This is a genomic window from Gilliamella sp. wkB292, assembly GCF_001690235.1.
In the GTDB taxonomy this organism is placed as follows: domain Bacteria; phylum Pseudomonadota; class Gammaproteobacteria; order Enterobacterales; family Orbaceae; genus Gilliamella; species Gilliamella apicola_F.
In genome coordinates this window covers 16,325-32,023 of sequence record NZ_LZGO01000052.1, presented here as the reverse complement: position 1 = coordinate 32,023, position 15,699 = coordinate 16,325, and the positions used below count along the sequence as shown (strand labels likewise).

17 protein-coding genes are annotated in these 15,699 nt (G+C 34.6%); 6 read left to right on the top strand and 11 right to left on the bottom strand.

All coding sequences use genetic code 11. The annotated features are described in order from the left end of the window. Window positions 1-20: 20 nt before the first annotated feature. A complete protein-coding gene (locus A9G09_RS06080; protein ID WP_065633999.1) occupies window positions 21-926 on the bottom strand; it encodes a LysR family transcriptional regulator ArgP in 906 nt (301 codons plus the stop codon). 207 nt (window positions 927-1,133) lie between these two features. Between A9G09_RS06080 and rpiA the strand changes: the two genes are divergently transcribed. Together rpiA and serA are read left to right on the top strand one after the other, a co-directional pair. Beyond that, on the top strand, window positions 1,134-1,799 hold the full coding sequence (rpiA, locus tag A9G09_RS06075) for a ribose-5-phosphate isomerase RpiA (protein ID WP_065633998.1): 666 nt from the start codon (window positions 1,134-1,136) through the stop codon (window positions 1,797-1,799). A gap of 86 nt (window positions 1,800-1,885) precedes the next feature. Beyond that, window positions 1,886-3,127, top strand: coding sequence for a phosphoglycerate dehydrogenase (serA, locus tag A9G09_RS06070; RefSeq protein ID WP_065633997.1), 1,242 nt, complete (start codon window positions 1,886-1,888; stop codon window positions 3,125-3,127). 285 nt (window positions 3,128-3,412) lie between these two features. Here serA and A9G09_RS06065 read toward each other — a convergent pair whose 3' ends face one another. The 6 genes from A9G09_RS06065 to srlA all read right to left on the bottom strand — a co-directional run bounded on the left by A9G09_RS06065 (window position 3,413) and on the right by srlA (window position 7,567). Then, window positions 3,413-4,192: a DNA-binding transcriptional repressor gene (locus A9G09_RS06065; RefSeq protein ID WP_065633996.1), complete on the bottom strand. Its 780-nt coding sequence runs from the start codon at window positions 4,190-4,192 to the stop codon at window positions 3,413-3,415. Window positions 4,193-4,291: 99 nt separating this feature from the next. Continuing rightward, window positions 4,292-4,657: a transcriptional regulator GutM gene (locus A9G09_RS06060; RefSeq protein ID WP_065633995.1), complete on the bottom strand. Its 366-nt coding sequence runs from the start codon at window positions 4,655-4,657 to the stop codon at window positions 4,292-4,294. A gap of 73 nt (window positions 4,658-4,730) precedes the next feature. Beyond that, a complete protein-coding gene (gene srlD, locus A9G09_RS06055) occupies window positions 4,731-5,510 on the bottom strand; it encodes a sorbitol-6-phosphate dehydrogenase (protein ID WP_065633994.1) in 780 nt (259 codons plus the stop codon). Between the two features lie 11 nt (window positions 5,511-5,521). Beyond that, the gene (gene srlB, locus A9G09_RS06050; protein WP_065633993.1) at window positions 5,522-5,890 is read right to left on the bottom strand and encodes a PTS glucitol/sorbitol transporter subunit IIA; all 369 of its coding nucleotides are present in this window, start codon (window positions 5,888-5,890) and stop codon (window positions 5,522-5,524) included. Window positions 5,891-5,978: 88 nt separating this feature from the next. Continuing rightward, window positions 5,979-6,986 carry a PTS glucitol/sorbitol transporter subunit IIB gene (locus tag A9G09_RS06045; RefSeq protein WP_065633992.1) on the bottom strand — a complete coding sequence of 336 codons (1,008 nt, stop codon included), beginning with the start codon at window positions 6,984-6,986 and terminating at the stop codon, window positions 5,979-5,981. 32 nt (window positions 6,987-7,018) lie between these two features. After that, entirely contained in the window at window positions 7,019-7,567 is a 549-nt protein-coding gene (gene srlA, locus A9G09_RS06040) for a glucitol/sorbitol-specific PTS transporter subunit IIC (protein ID WP_065633991.1), read from the bottom strand. Window positions 7,568-7,834: 267 nt separating this feature from the next. On the opposite strand from srlA, the gene A9G09_RS06035 reads away from it, so the two are divergent. The 4 genes from A9G09_RS06035 (at window position 7,835) to A9G09_RS06020 (ending at window position 10,454) form a co-directional block, all read left to right on the top strand. Then, a complete protein-coding gene (locus tag A9G09_RS06035) occupies window positions 7,835-8,380 on the top strand; it encodes a Dps family protein (RefSeq protein WP_065633990.1) in 546 nt (181 codons plus the stop codon). An 87-nt stretch (window positions 8,381-8,467) separates the two neighbouring features. Next, complete coding sequence (locus tag A9G09_RS06030; RefSeq protein ID WP_065633989.1) at window positions 8,468-9,016, top strand: NADPH-dependent FMN reductase; 549 nt, start codon at window positions 8,468-8,470, stop codon at window positions 9,014-9,016. A 73-nt stretch (window positions 9,017-9,089) separates the two neighbouring features. After that, window positions 9,090-9,758, top strand: a complete 669-nt coding sequence (gene mutH / locus A9G09_RS06025; protein ID WP_065633988.1) for a DNA mismatch repair endonuclease MutH — start codon at window positions 9,090-9,092, stop codon at window positions 9,756-9,758. A gap of 411 nt (window positions 9,759-10,169) precedes the next feature. Next, the gene (locus tag A9G09_RS06020) at window positions 10,170-10,454 is read left to right on the top strand and encodes a hypothetical protein (RefSeq protein WP_065633987.1); all 285 of its coding nucleotides are present in this window, start codon (window positions 10,170-10,172) and stop codon (window positions 10,452-10,454) included. A 110-nt stretch (window positions 10,455-10,564) separates the two neighbouring features. On the opposite strand, the gene argA is transcribed toward A9G09_RS06020, so the two are convergent. From argA to aroL, 4 genes are all read right to left on the bottom strand, one after another. Further along, window positions 10,565-11,893, bottom strand: coding sequence for an amino-acid N-acetyltransferase (gene argA / locus A9G09_RS06015; protein ID WP_065633986.1), 1,329 nt, complete (start codon window positions 11,891-11,893; stop codon window positions 10,565-10,567). A 341-nt stretch (window positions 11,894-12,234) separates the two neighbouring features. Then, the gene (locus A9G09_RS06010) at window positions 12,235-13,530 is read right to left on the bottom strand and encodes an MFS transporter (protein WP_065633985.1); all 1,296 of its coding nucleotides are present in this window, start codon (window positions 13,528-13,530) and stop codon (window positions 12,235-12,237) included. 78 nt (window positions 13,531-13,608) lie between these two features. Further along, window positions 13,609-14,808: an MFS transporter gene (locus A9G09_RS06005; protein ID WP_065633984.1), complete on the bottom strand. Its 1,200-nt coding sequence runs from the start codon at window positions 14,806-14,808 to the stop codon at window positions 13,609-13,611. Between the two features lie 255 nt (window positions 14,809-15,063). Then, window positions 15,064-15,576, bottom strand: a complete 513-nt coding sequence (gene aroL, locus A9G09_RS06000; protein ID WP_065633983.1) for a shikimate kinase AroL — start codon at window positions 15,574-15,576, stop codon at window positions 15,064-15,066. Window positions 15,577-15,699 lie beyond the last annotated feature (123 nt).

Below are 15,699 nucleotides of genomic sequence, written 5' to 3'. Positions count from 1 at the left end.
TCAGTAAAAAATCATTGCGTTTATTTGTGATCTTGAGGTTGTGATAATGTGAGCTTAGCATAACGAATTAAAGTCTCAGAAATATTTTGCATTACACTACTTTCTGGCGCAAAACGATGCCAATAAAGCATACGTCTTTGATACAGGCCTTCTGTTAAGTTAACTAATTCACCATTTTTTAACTCTTGTTCAACTTGTAACATAGGAATCATACAACAGGCTGAACCTTGTTTAGCAAGTTGTACAAACGCTTCAGATGAACTGGTAATATGACAAATTACACTACCCGGTGTTAAGTTAAAATTTTCCTGTAAAAAAGCTTGATGCATATCATCTAAATGGTCAAAAGCAACAGCAGGTGCTTTGAGTAAAGATGATCGTGTCACACCATTTGGAAAGTATTTTTTGGCAAAATCAGGCGAAGCGACAAAAATATAGTCGAGAGCACCCAGTAAATCAGATAAACAGCCAGGTAAGGGATTAGCTTGAATACTAATTGCAGCAACGACCGTACCTAAACGTAACAGCTCTAAAGTATGCTCTTCATCTTTAATTTGTATATCAAATCGAAGAATATTTTTATCTAAAACTGGTTTTAAAGCCGGTAACACCCATGTAGCCAAAGAATCTGCATTAATTGCAATAGACAATGACAAAGGCGTGGTATTTTGTTCATTATCACCTAACCATTGTTGTTCTAACAATTCGACCTGATGCAATAATCCTAACAGATGTTCCCCTTGTTTAGTTGCCTTTGGGGGAATTGTTCTAACTAATAGTTGTTGACCAAAAAAGCTTTCTAACTGTTTGATACGTTGTGACACCGCAGGTTGTGTGATACACAATTTATCTGCCGCTCTCTCAAATCCCCGCTCTTTTATTACTGCATCTAAGGCCTGTAATGCTCTATAATCTGGACGCTTCATAATCTCTTTATTAATAATTTGCTCATTGCTTGAAAAAAACAAGCTATTTTAATTTGCAAAGTTTTAAATAGATCTAAAACTTAAAATATTTTCTAAAAAATACTAATGATTTTTGCTTTCCAATTGGTTACTATGCCATATCTTCAATCATTTTGCTTTTAAAATTTTATTTTTTCGAGAAAATTATATTCTAAATACGGTGATACCATGACACAGGATGAATTAAAAAAAGCCGTCGGCTTTGCAGCGTTAAAATTTGTCAAACCCGATTCATTAGTTGGTGTAGGCACAGGTTCAACTGCATCATATTTTATTGATGCTTTAGCAACAATAAAGGATCAGATTAAAGGAACGGTTTCTAGCTCAGAAGCATCAACCCAAAAACTGAAAGATTATGGGATTCCCGTATTGGATTGTAATGAAGTTGATAGCTTAGATGTATATGTAGATGGTGCCGACGAAATTAATCATCAGTTGCAGATGATAAAAGGTGGAGGGGCCGCATTAACACGTGAAAAAATTGTCTCAGCATTATCCAAACAATTTGTGTGTATAGTTGATGAATCAAAAGTTGTCGATGTGCTTGGCAAATTTCCATTACCGGTAGAAGTAATCCCCATGGCGCGCTCTTATGTTGCACGTGAACTATTTAAGCTCGGCGGTAAACCAATTTATCGTCAGGGTGTAATTACTGATAATGGCAATGTTATCTTAGATGTTCATGATCTTATTATTGCAAAACCAATGGAATTAGAAAATCGAATTAATAATATTGCTGGCGTTGTAACAGTAGGTCTATTTGCTAACAAAGGGGCTAATGTAGCACTGGTTGGAACCCGTTCAGGTGTAAAAGAAATTAAACCGAGCTATTAGTTATCGCTTAGCTAAATACGTTAATTTAAAAAATAATAATATAACAATAAGCAGCAATAGATATGCTTAAATAAAGAGAGGAAAAAATGGTTGTTCAGGCATTAAGCAAAGATGATAATAAATTTTTATTACTCGAAGGTGTCCACCAAAGTGCAATTGACACATTAAAAGCTGCTGGCTTTACCAACATTGAATATCATAAAGGTGCGCTATCGCCATCGGAACTTCAACAAGCAATAAAAGATGCGCGTTTTATTGGGATCCGATCAAGAACGCATTTAACCAAAGACATCATAGATGCAGCACCAAAACTTGCCGGAATTGGTTGTTTCTGTATTGGTACTAACCAAGTGGATCTTGATACAGCTGCCGTTAAAGGTATTCCGGTATTTAATGCACCATTTTCTAATACTCGATCCGTTGCTGAGCTGGTATTAGCCGAGGCAATTTTATTACTTCGCCGTGTGCCAGAAGCCAATGCTAAAGCACATCAAGGAAAATGGAATAAGATTGCAACTGGTTCTCATGAAGCTCGTGGTAAAAATTTAGGCATCATTGGTTATGGTCATATTGGCAGTCAATTAAGCGTTTTAGCTGAATCTTTAGGGATGAACGTCTATTTTTACGATATTGAAACTAAATTACCATTAGGTAATGCCAAACAAATTTCAACCATGAAGGAGTTGTTGCAATTAAGTGACATTGTCAGCTTACATGTGCCCGAAAATTCAACAACAATTAATATGATTAGTCAAAGTGAAATTGATATGATGAAGCCCGACGCCATTCTTATCAATGCTTCTCGTGGTAAAGTTATCGATCTTGATGCATTAACTCAAGCACTACAAAGTCATAAATTAAGTGGTGCGGCTATTGATGTGTTTCCAACTGAACCGGCTACCAATAGTGATCCATTTGAATCACCATTGTGTAAATTTGATAATGTCATCATAACGCCTCATATTGGTGGTTCAACCACTGAAGCACAAGAAAACATTGGTATTGAAGTTGCAACAAAACTGGCCAAATACTCCGATACAGGTGCTACCTTGTCTGCCGTAAATTTTCCTGAAGCATCATTACCGATTCCGGCAAAAGGATCTAGCCGTTTTATCAACATACACAATAACCAACCGGGCGTATTGACAGCAATTAATACATTATTTGCAGAACAAGGATTAAATATTTCGGCTCAGTATTTACAAACCGATCCCAAAATTGGTTATGTTGTTATTGATATTGAAAGAGTAGAACAAAATAAAGCTGAGGAATTATTAGTTAAACTCAAAAGTGTACCTGGCACAATCAGAGCAAGATTACTCTTTTAAATAACTAAATAGACTAATAACGTGTTTATAATAAGATATAGTCTATTTTGTAGTATAAAGGGGATTGATGAATTTCAAATCCCCTTAATCAATTAAATTAGCCTGATCTAAAATAACGACAACATGATTCTTTTTTGGCTAAATTAAGTAGCTTGTAAAGCTGTGTAAAAAAATTCTTCCCATTAAATATAAAATGTAGTTTTAATGACTACTAATAGGTGATGCAATTTTAAAAAGTTATCTTAATAAAATAACGTTATTTGTTGGTTATGGTTGTGTGGCAAATTAGTTATCCATTACTTTTACTTTGATAACGTTAATGTTGCGCTCAACTAATGCATCATAGTATTTATCATCTAAGTTATCATCAGTGATAATAGTATCAACAGCACTTAAATCACATACAACATTAGGGCTACGCCGCCCAAACTTTGAAGAATCTGCTAACAAAATTAATTTAGCGGCAGCTTTACTCATGGCAACGCTGCCATGATAACTTTCATTAAATGTCGTTACACCACCAACTAAATCTACACCATCAGCACCCATAAAAAGTTTATCAAAAGTGTAAGATTCAAAGGCTGCAATTGCTGAGGCATTATTATTATGAAATGATGCCGATTTTCGCCGGAAAGTGCCCCCGGTTAATATTATGGTTTGGTCGTTATCATTAGCAACTAATTCATTAACCATATGTAAACTATTGGTCATAATAGTAAGATTATTGAATCGGGCAAGCATTGGAATCATCTGGGCAACGGTACTACCTGCATCAAAAATAATCGAATCACCTTCATGGATCAATTTTGCCGCTTCTTTAGCTATCGCTTTTTTTTGCGCAGTATTTATATAAGTTTTATGATCAATCGCCCTATCACCAATTTCCCTATTTAACATAGCCCCACCATAAGTACGCAGAACTAATCCACTTTCATTTAGTTGTGTAAGGTCTTTACGAATAGTTGTACCCGTTGTTTTAAAGTGAGCGACTAATTCATCAACACTGACTTGCCCGTGATTTTGTAGATATTCTAAAATAGCTGTTTGCCGTTGCTTTACTTTCATACCCAGTTACCACCACTTATCATTGTTAACCAATAAAATAAATTTATTTTAAAAAATATTATACTTCATTATGAAAGAAAATACTTTTCAAAATAAAAGTTATTTATTTGTTGTTAATGCGATAGTAAGCGCGCTTTGTGAGGCAAGATCATAGGGAAATATTTTTTCTGGAATAATATTTGATACCAACATCCCATGTAATTGTGGAATGGGTTTAGGTAAAGCAAAAACTGTAATACCTTTCATTCGTACTGAATCAATCACGACCTGATTTTTGTCTAAAGATACCGCAATTAAAACCCTTGGTTTAAAACGTTTGGTTTTACTTCGACCAATGCCTAAATACGTCCCTTTTTTTAAAGCTAAAAAAGCTTGATTAAAACGGCGAATTTGTAACCAACTAAATACAATTTGAATACACCAAGCAATTAAAGCAACAATAATAAAAGTGGTTGTCATATTCATATGCGCTTTTCCAGTATTGATTGAGTTAAACAGAGTGCAAAAGCATTAAACTTGCTTTCGCACTTTATTTTAACTAGAACATCACTTGACCGCCAGTAATGTTAATTGATTGTCCTGTACAATAAGAGGCTTTGTCACTTGCATAAAATAGCAGAACATTGAGCACATCTTGATAATCACATCCCCGTTTAAGTGGTACTTTATCAATATATACTTGCTCGACCTGATTCTCTGGAATGCCTAATTTTTTAGCATATTGTGGAATTAGCGATTGGAACATTGGCGATTTAAGCAAATTACCTAACATTAATGAGTTAACAGTAATGCCATGATCAGCAAGATCCAGTGCCAAAGATTGAGTTAAGCCAACACCACCAAATTTAGCTGCACTATATCCTGAATTATGTTTGCTCCCAACTTTACCTGATTTGGAATTGATTTGTATAATTCGCCCCGCTGTTTTATGTTCAATCATTAGTTTTGCAAATTCCCGCGCACATAAAAAATAACCGGTGAGATTAACATTTACTGACAATTGAAAATCATTTAATGCAAAATTGGTAATTGGTGCCGCTCTGGCAATACCTGCACTGTAAACCATCAAATCAAGACGTTTAAAGCAACTATTAACATCTTGAGCTAATTGGATAACACTTTCTTCGTTGGTCGCATCGACACCAAAACCTTTAGCAGTACCTAAACCATGTTTTTGATTAATTGCTTGAGCAACGTTATTAGCATTATCTATATTTAAATCAGCGACAACAACTTGGTAACCAGCATCAGCAATACCATGACATAAAAATTCACCGAGTGTTTGCCCACCACCTATAATGACCGCGACTTGTTTCATTTTTATATTCCTTAATTACTTAAAATTTTAATTTCATCATTTACATTAAGTTGAATTGGCAGTTTACCTTGTACATGCACTGTACCTGGCAACTCCGCTTGCTGATTACCATCAAACCTTAATGTAATATGACCTAATTCACGAAAATTAACGCTAGCAACATCACCAACAGAGGTGATTTGATAGATATGGTTACCTAATTGTAATGATTGCCCTACGGCTAGTTCCTGCTTTAAATCATCATGATTATGAATAAAACAGTAATCAGCTAAATCTGCTGGTGCGCCTTGTTTGAATAATATCAGCATCCCATCAGCTAAAGTCTCTTGCGCAAAGTCACCAATTTGATTAATAGTTGAATGATAAATAACCTTTGACATTATTAACCTTCTTTCTTCTTTAATGTGCGTTTATTAATTTCAAACCAGACAAAAGATAACAGCTTAAGTATCTAGCTTTTCCCACAACTTATTGATAGATAAATAACGATACCGCCCAAGCAATAAGCACGGTTGGGGCACCCGTTAAAAATCGACTAACTAAAACAGATGGTACGCCAACTCTAACCGTATCTTGTTTAGCTTCGGCAAGTGATAAACCAACAGGAATAAAATCACATGCAGCTTGTGCATTAATTGCAAAAAGCGCCGGCAAAGCTAGATGCGGCGGAATGTTGCCGAGTCCAATTTGTACACCAACTAAGGTACCAATGACTTGTGCAATAACGGCTCCTGGACCTAAAAATGGAGAAAGCAATGGGAATGAGCAAATTAAAGCTAAAATGACTAATCCAATGGGGTTATTGGCTAAAGGAACCAAACCATGAGCAATAAAATCACCTAATCCTGATGCAATAATGATACCGATTAAAGCTGATACAAAAGCCATAAAAGGTAAAATCGTTTTAAGGACAGTGTCGATAGTATCACGACCAGCTTGGAAAAAAACGGCCACTCCCGATCCCATTCCTATGCCGATTTTGGCCAGTAAACCATCGCTCTGTTCAGTAATTTTTTTACTACTGTCATAGTGTTTAAACTCGGAATCTTTATTAGCTTTAGCTTGCTGCGTTTGCATGACAGAACTCTCTTTAGCTGTCTGTGAGTCCTGATCGATTAATTTAATGTTATTAGGCTTTACCGCAGAAACATAAATATCTTCAACAATATATTGAGCCAAGGGTCCCGATTTACCTGTGGCATGAATATTAATCGTAGGGACACGATTTTTTGGGTAAATACCACAACGTAACGTACCGCCACAGTCAATTACTGCAACACCTATTTCGTCTTTTGCTGGCTCACCTTCCTTAAAACCATCAATAGCTTCCCAACCCGTTAGTTTAACTAAAGTATCAACGATAGCCGGTCTTGTTCCTGCTGCAATATAGACAATCTTTTTTCCTTCGATTACAGGTAATTCCAAAGGGCCCCCCCAACCTGCTTCACCTTTTTCTATTCGAATAAATTTAGCCATTTTCGTCTCCTCTTTATCTTGATAGATGAATGTTATAGATGCACTTCTCTATCCAATTTAATCCCCATTTTTCTTTCAAAAACGGCAGTACAAAAATCGGTAATCCAACCTCGAAAGAAGTTTGTAACCAAACCCACAAGAAAATAACTTACTGCTAAAGGGCCTAATGGAAGATTCAACGTTGTTAGTCCAGCAGCAATACCTAAATAGACAAACAACTCACCTGGATTAACATGTGGAAAAAGTCCATTCATAGAGTGGCAGCTATAAGAAGAAGCGGCATAATAACTTGGCTTGTAATACTCTGGCATAAAACGCCCTAAACTTAATGTCATCGGATTACAAAAAACAAAGGTTCCAATTAATGGTAGTAGTAAGTAGCGAGAAATTGGATTACCAGCACAAGCTTGTGCTAGGCGCTCTATACGATCTTGCCCAATAAATTTAATTACTGCATTCATCACAACCAGTAAAGAGATTAATAATGGTAAGATTCCTGTTACCATTCCTACTAATACTTTACCTCCCTCTTGGAATAGCCCTATAAACCATTCAGCACCAAATGAAATAGCGTCAATCATATTGCCTCCTATTAAGTTAAACTTTGTCGACATATTAACAACATTAAAAGAAAAAACTTTTATATAGATCACAATTTGAAACATTTTCTTTTAAAATGAAAGAAAATGTTTCAAAAAAAATGGATAACATAAAAACAAGATAAAAGTAATAGTTTGCTGAAATAGCAGTAATAGCTAAAAATAGTTGATTTTCATTGGACATTAACGCTGAGTTGGCGTAATTTTATATTACAAATTTATTTATTATTTAACTGAGGAGAATGTGTTATGGCTAAAACGACTAACTCTACTAAAAGCGCCAAAAAACTTCAACAAGCAGCAATTTTATTCCCTACTGATTTAGGTGAAAAAGCATCAAAAGATATTTCTAGTGCTATGAATTCAGTATTAGCTGATGTATTTGCTTTATATTTAAAAACTAAAAACTTCCATTGGCATGTAAGTGGCCCTCATTTTCGTGATTATCACTTAATGTTAGATGATCATGGTGAAGAATTATTTGCAATGACTGACCCTATCGCTGAACGTGTGCGTAAATTAGGTGGAACCACCCTTCGTTCAATCGGTCATATTTCAAAACTACAAAGTATTTCTGATAACGATGCTGATTTTGTTGAACCATCAGATATGCTTGCTGAACTTTGTCAAGATAATATTAAACTTACATCTCGTATGCGTGAAGCACACGATATTTGCGATAAATATAATGATACCGCTACAGCAAGCTTAATCGAAGAGTGGATCGATCAAACTGAAAGACGTGCTTGGTTCTTATTTGAAACAGGTCGTAAAATGGACTCTTCAGGTCATTAATATTTGTTATAATTCATAATAAATAACAAAAATTAAGAGACACAAACTGTGTCTCTTAATTTTATAAGATATTAGGGAGAATAGAAAATGAGTAAAAAAATTGCGGTTTTAGTAGGTAGTTTACGCAAGGATTCTTTTAACTTAAAAGTAGCAAAAATATTTCAAGAAATTGCACCTTCATCACTCTCATTACAACTAATTTCTATCGGTGATTTGCCTTTATATAATGAAGATATTGACACCGATACACCACCTTCATCTTACACCCGTTTTCGTCAAGAAATCGCAGCATGCCAAGGGGTAATTTTTGTCACACCTGAGTATAATCGAGGCTTACCAGCTGTTATTAAAAATGCTTTAGATGTGGGATCGCGTCCTTACGGTAAAAGCGTTTGGTCGAAAAAACCAGCCGCGGTTGTTTCTGTTTCACAAGGTGCTATCGGTGGTTTTGGTGCAAATCATCAACTACGCCAATCATTAGTATTTTTAGATATGCCGACACTACAACAACCCGAAGCTTATATTGGTAATATCAATTCATCATTCGATGAAAACGGCAATATAACTGCAAAAACTAAAGAGTTTCTTTCTCTAATCATTAATAGCTATGCAACTTGGGTTGAAAAACTCAATTAATAGCCCTTTATTTCCGTATTCACAGCCAATATAATTGACTGTGAATATTTTGCCATTAAGTTAATTCCTTTACATGCCAATATTTTTCCCAAATAGTGAACAAGAATTATTACAACGAGCTGAATTAGCAGCAGGTTATACTTTTGCTGATATCGCAAAATATTTAAATATGCCAATGCCACAAGATCTTACTAAACAAAAAGGTTGGGTAGGCAATCTAATTGAAACTTTTTTGGGGGCAAACGCAGGTAGTAAGGCCGAACGGGATTTTGCTAGTTTAGGCATTGAACTCAAAACCATTCCCATTGATAACCAAGGGAAACCTTTAGAAACCACTTTTGTTAGTGTAGCCCCGTTGATGGCAAACCACGGGGTCATTTGGGAAACAAGTCATGTCAAATATAAATTGACTAAGGTACTGTGGATCCCAATACAAGGTGAAAGAACTATTACACTGGCAGATCGAAAAGTTGGACGCCCTATTTTGTGGACGCCATCCCTCCAACAAGAACAACAGCTCAAGCAAGATTGGCAAGAACTGATGGATATGATTACGCTTGGCCAAGTTGAAAAAATTACAGCTCACTATGGAACCTATTTACAAATTCGTCCCAAAGCAGCTAACGGTCGCGCATTAACAGAAGCAATTGGTGAAAGTGGTCAAATTATTTTAACTCGTCCTCGCGGTTTTTATTTAAAAAAGTCATTTACTTGGCAAATTTTAAATAACGCAATTAAATAATATTACTACTCAGTTATTTCAATACCATGTAGTAATCAATCCTCATGAACTTAGTGTTAACAATATAATTGATATTGTTTATTATCAAACAAATCCGATCTATTTTTTCAAAATCTGTTCACCTTGTTATTTAAGCTACACTTTATTTTTTACATAAGTGAGGTTGTTTGATCAATTGTGGCAATAAAAAACAGACTAAGGATATTTTTAAGCATAATACTTGTCTGATTTTTTCCTTAGAACTATCAACAGTAATGCTGAAAAGTTATCTATTGCTAAGTAAGGCATTGTTATTTTCACTAAAAAATATTCTAACATTTAAAGAATTTGTTTAAATTATTACCTCAAAACGTGTTGCAGCTATCACTTTAATTGTCTTTTTTAGTAACAAGCTACTGTTTGCTGTATTGTGTGCTTTTTACTAAAATTCTTGGCTTCGTTGCTGTTTTTACTACCGTACCAATATGCTGCATAAAAGCATGGCAAATTTTATTTATAACAGATAAAACAGCGTCCATATTTGGTAATTTTACTACTAATGTTAAAGGCACATTATTGCTGCTTTGGTTTGTGGTTTGCCATTGTGTATTTTACGGTGCTGGTTTTACTATTTTTGCTTTATCAGGCATTAAAGAAAAAAGTTTTGCCAAAAACGGATTGTGCAAACTTATCATTACCCACAAAATTATTAGTTAAATTATTTAAGTAACAGTAAAAGAGTTATCAGTTTTATTAAGCTGATAACTCAAATACATCTAATGATTAGGCCAATCACCAACTAAAAAGTCGATTTATAATGAATTAACTTATTTGATATTGAACATTAATATTTTTGAGTTTCGTTGATAATTGTACAGTTGTTTCTTTTTGATCGGTAAATCATCAACTTCAGCTGGATTAAAACCTTTTTCTCTAAACCAATGAATACTCCAGGTAGTGAGTACAAAAATTTTCTCTAATCCTAGATTATTGGCACTTTCAGCAATTTTTTCGATCAATAGATCGCCGCGCGATGAATTTCGATACTGCGGATGGATGGCAACACAAGCCATTTCGCCCATTTTTTCTTCGGGGTATGGGTAAAGTGCAGCACAACCAATAGTCATATTATCACGTTGAATAATAGTAAATTTATCAATTTCCATCTCTAACTGTTCTCGTGACCGTTTAACTAAAATGCCTTGTTCTTCAAGTGGGCGAATAAGTTCTAAAATACCACCAATATCGTTGATTGTTGCTGTGCGAATTTGTTCAGAATGTTGCATTGCCACTTGTGTACCAATGCCATCACGCGAGAATAGTTCTTGCAAAATTGCGCCATCGACTAAATAACTGACTAAATGACTTCGTCTTACGCCATTGCGACAAGCTTTCGATGCTGCCCGTAAAAATCGAGCTTCGCTGGAAAGCGGCTTTCCATGCTGTTCTTTTTGATTAACATAGTTATCAGCATCAATAGGAAAAAGATCTGTAATTACTTTACCCTGTTCGTCAAGCACACCTTGCTCAGCGCAAAAACTAATTAATTTATCGGCTTTCAAACGTATTGCAACTTCGGCTGCAACATCTTCTGAAGATAAATTAAAACTTTCCCCTGTTACCGATACCCCAACAGGTCCGAGTAATACAATTGAACCGCGATTTAATTGTTCGTCTATCGCTTCATAGTTAATTCGGCGAATTTTGCCTGTATGGCAATAATCAATACCATCATCAACACCAAGTGGCTGAGCAATAACAAAATTGCCACTTACCACATTAATATGCGCACCTTGTAATGGCGTATTATTTAAGCACATTGATAGACTGGCTGTAATATTGAGCTGCAACAACCCTGTGACTTGTTTAACAATATCTAGCGTGTTGGCATCGGTAATTCGAGTATTCTTATGATATTTAGGTTCAATATTATGATGTTTAAGTGATTCGTCAATTTGATTACGTGCACCATTAACAATGACCAGTTTTATACCAAGACTGTAAAGCAAACCGATATCACTAATGATGCTTGAATAATTATTACTTTTTAATACCGCGCCTGTTAATAAAATTACAAATGTCTTTCCATGATGAGCATTGATATAAGGTACTGAATGTCTTAATCCTTCGACTAATTCAGTTGTTCTTTCTTTCATCTTAACCACCATTATCAAAATGAATATTTATTCACATTTATTGTAATTTTATTTATTTTTGATTTAATGGCAAGTAATATTTTCGAAATCGATTAAAAGCTAAAAATTAGACAAATAAAAATCAACAAACATAAATTGATCATAATTGTATTTAACAATAATCACTAAGACCAACCATGTTGACAACAAATGCAGTGATAAACTTGAACTTTAAACCATAGCATCAAATAGGCATGCTTATTTTAAGCATGACCTATAATGTTTTATGATTATTAGACAGACAACCCAATAAGTTTATGAAATGATCTATAAATTATTTTTTTGATTGAGTAACTTTTTAGTTATTTATCCGTAATTGTATGTGATACGTTAAAAACAGTTCGGTAACGCATTAATACAATAATAGCCAATATAGTACCAATACCCGCTATTATTGCATCACTCAACATAACATAACGTAAACCAAAATTAGTTGATACCCAGCCAATTAAAAACGGGATTATAGCTGTTGCAATACTTGAAGAAGTAAAAAATATACCCAGCACTTTACCCTTTCCTGATGGAAAAAATTCAGCCATGGTGGTGAGTGCAAGTTGTAAAACGCCGCCTGCCGCAGTAAAACCAAGTACAAAACCACCGATCATACATAATGCAGGGGTTGGGTTAAAATACATTACTATCAACATGATAGTTGAAAGTAGTGGATAAAACACAACAATATACACAGGTTTAATTAAACTTTTCACTAAAAGTGAAGTTAAAAATACACTGGCTAATGTCCCAATACCATAAGAAGAAAAAGTTTGTACCGCACCCGAAGAATCCATACCGGCAACTGTTTGTGAAAAATCTTTTAAACAAGACGAAACCAGATAAAAGGTCGCGGTTGAAGTGAAACCAATAATAATAAAACAGATACCTTCTATCCAAAAATTAGCCTTTTGCTTTAAAACAGGCGTTGTTTTTTCATTTTTTTCTAAATTCTCTAGCTCTTGCTCTGGCGTGAGTTTGTGGTTTGGAAAAGGCATCTTAAACACTATCAATGCATTTAACGCTAAAATAACGCAACAAAAAATGAATGACCAACCATAATATACTTGGTTAGCCATAATCATGCCGATAATTATGGGCAACAAGGATTGCCCTGCTGCAATAGCTGCTTTAATTAAAATAGATGCTGAGCCCGGTGATTTAGGAAAAGCTTCCATAAGCGCTGGATAAGTACCGGCATCAAGTGTTGAATTTGCAATGCCACCTAAAATAGCAAACATAAAGGCAATTTGTACACTCGGGCTAACTAAAATTCCTAGTAGAAAACCGATATAAAACAGTCCACCTAAAACAATGAAGGGTTTACGGCCAAGTCTGTCGGATAAAGATCCCATAATAAATAATACTAATAATCGGCCTATACCCAATCCCATCATCACGTTGTAAACACTTTGCTTTGCTTCGCTGATCAAATTTAATTGTACTGGAGTGAGTACCTCTTTATTTAAAGTAAACAGATAAGCAGATTGTGGATTAAATTGAGCAGCTAAATAATCAATATTTAATCCCAAAATAATCGCGCCCATTCCATGCACAAAGTAGTTGATATATAAACAACTCGCTGTGCCCCAATATCGGTTTTTCATTCCTGAATTCCTATATATATCAAAAAAGTATTTTTTTAATTTTGTTTTAATCTTGAACACAAATACTTAAATCAGTCATTATATTTTTGTAATATCAATCACTTTTTTAAATCGGTAAAAAACAATTGAACCTAAGATTAAACTTAATGACGCAATAAAAAAATCAATTAAAATTGCATAACTAACATCAATCATAGCGAGTTTTGGCACAATCAGTGGAATAACCACAAACGATAATCCACTAAAAGTATACATACAACCAACAGCAAGGCCTTTACGGCTTGGAAACATTTGTTGCATTACCACTAAAGTTAATTGAAGTACACCACCGGCTGCGGTAAATCCCATACCAATTGCTGCAATAACGCACATAACAGGTGAAATATTAAAATAAAAAATAATCAGAACAATAGCTGATAATGCGGGTAATATTATGATGCAAAAAATAGGTTTCAAAAAATGTTTAACGACAAAAGCAGTCACAAATACCGATATAATCGATGCGGTACTGTAATAGCTAATTAATTGTTTAGCATCAAGGTCGCTCATATTTACGCCTTCAGTTGCGATAGTTGGCAACCATTGCAAAATAATGACAAATGTTGCTGTTGTAGTAAATCCCATAATAATCAATAAAATGCCTTCAAATGCAAATTTAGGATGGCTTTTGAAATAGTTCTCAGAGCCTTGTCCACCTTTAATTGAAGTATCTTTGTGAGGAAATTTTTTAGGTAATAATAATATGCCATTTATTACTAAATAAGCAGTAAAGCCAAGAAAAGCCCAACCATACCAAATTTGATTGGAGTCAAAAAAAGTAACAATAAAAGGAAGTACTAAAGTCCCAATAGAAATAAACGCTTTTATTAACACACTTGCTGAACCGGCAGAACTTGGAAAGCATTCAGTCAATGCAGGCATTGAACCTGTGTCTAAAAAAGAGTTACCTGCCCCAACGGCAATGGCCAGACAAAAAGCGAGATGAATGTTGGTACAAAATATCATACCAATAAAGAAAACCGCGTAACACGCCATACCGAGGAAAATAAAAAGCTTACGACCAAATTTATCTGAAAGTATTCCACCAACAAACATTAAAAAGATTTTGCCAATACCTATACCTGAAGCAACATAGCCTAATCCAATAAGATCAGTGTTAAGCTGTTTTGTAAGATCAACGGAAAATTGCATAATCACAATTAGCGCAATACTTTGAATGATATAATTAGCGTAAATAGACCCGACAATTCCATAAGAATTGACTTTTAACGTATCCATTTGTCGTACTCCATATTTGAAATATATTTAAAACTAAACTGTTAATCGAATTCAATATACAAGTATTAATATTAATCTAAAAGCGATAACTATTAATTTATTAAGAATATTTTACTGATATTACTTTACCGACTATATGATGGTTAAAAAAACCAATAGATGAGGCAGATAAATTAGTAAAAATCCGATAACTTTTAATAAAAAATACCACATAAGGATGTGGTATTTTATCTAGGGTTAAGCAAAACAAATTGATTAATTGTTCAACATTTCAAGCATTTGGCTTAAAATTTGATGTTCATCTTGATCGACATTAACAACATAATGTGCAGCATCATGATATAAAGGCAATCGTTCCGCTACGACTTTTTCCATTTCATCTACAATCGATAAACCAGTAAGAGAAGGGCGCTGAGCAATATTTGGATCTTTCATTAAACGAGCAGCTAATGTGGCCGCTGGTGCAGAAAGAAAGATAACAATACCATTTTGTTTCATAAATTGGCGATTATGATCCGCTAAAACCATTCCACCACCTGTAGCAATCACCCGATTAGGTTTTGCCGTATCAATCAATACTTGGCTTTCTCTTGCTCTAAACCCTTCCCAGCCCTCTTTTTCAACAATTTCAGCCACAGTTTTTTGGGTGGTTTCGAGTAAATGACAATCTGTATCAATGAAAGAAAACGATAGCTTATTTGCTAACATTTTTCCCATTGTTGTTTTGCCTGCTGCTCTTGCGCCGACGAGAAAAATTGGTTTATTCATATTGGGTCCTTTCAGATTTACAGATCTCAGAATATTTTGTCTATGCTAGTGATTCACTTTATCTTTTGCAACATTTTTTTTACATTTAATCTTGTAAAAATAAATCCTATTGATTTATATGAA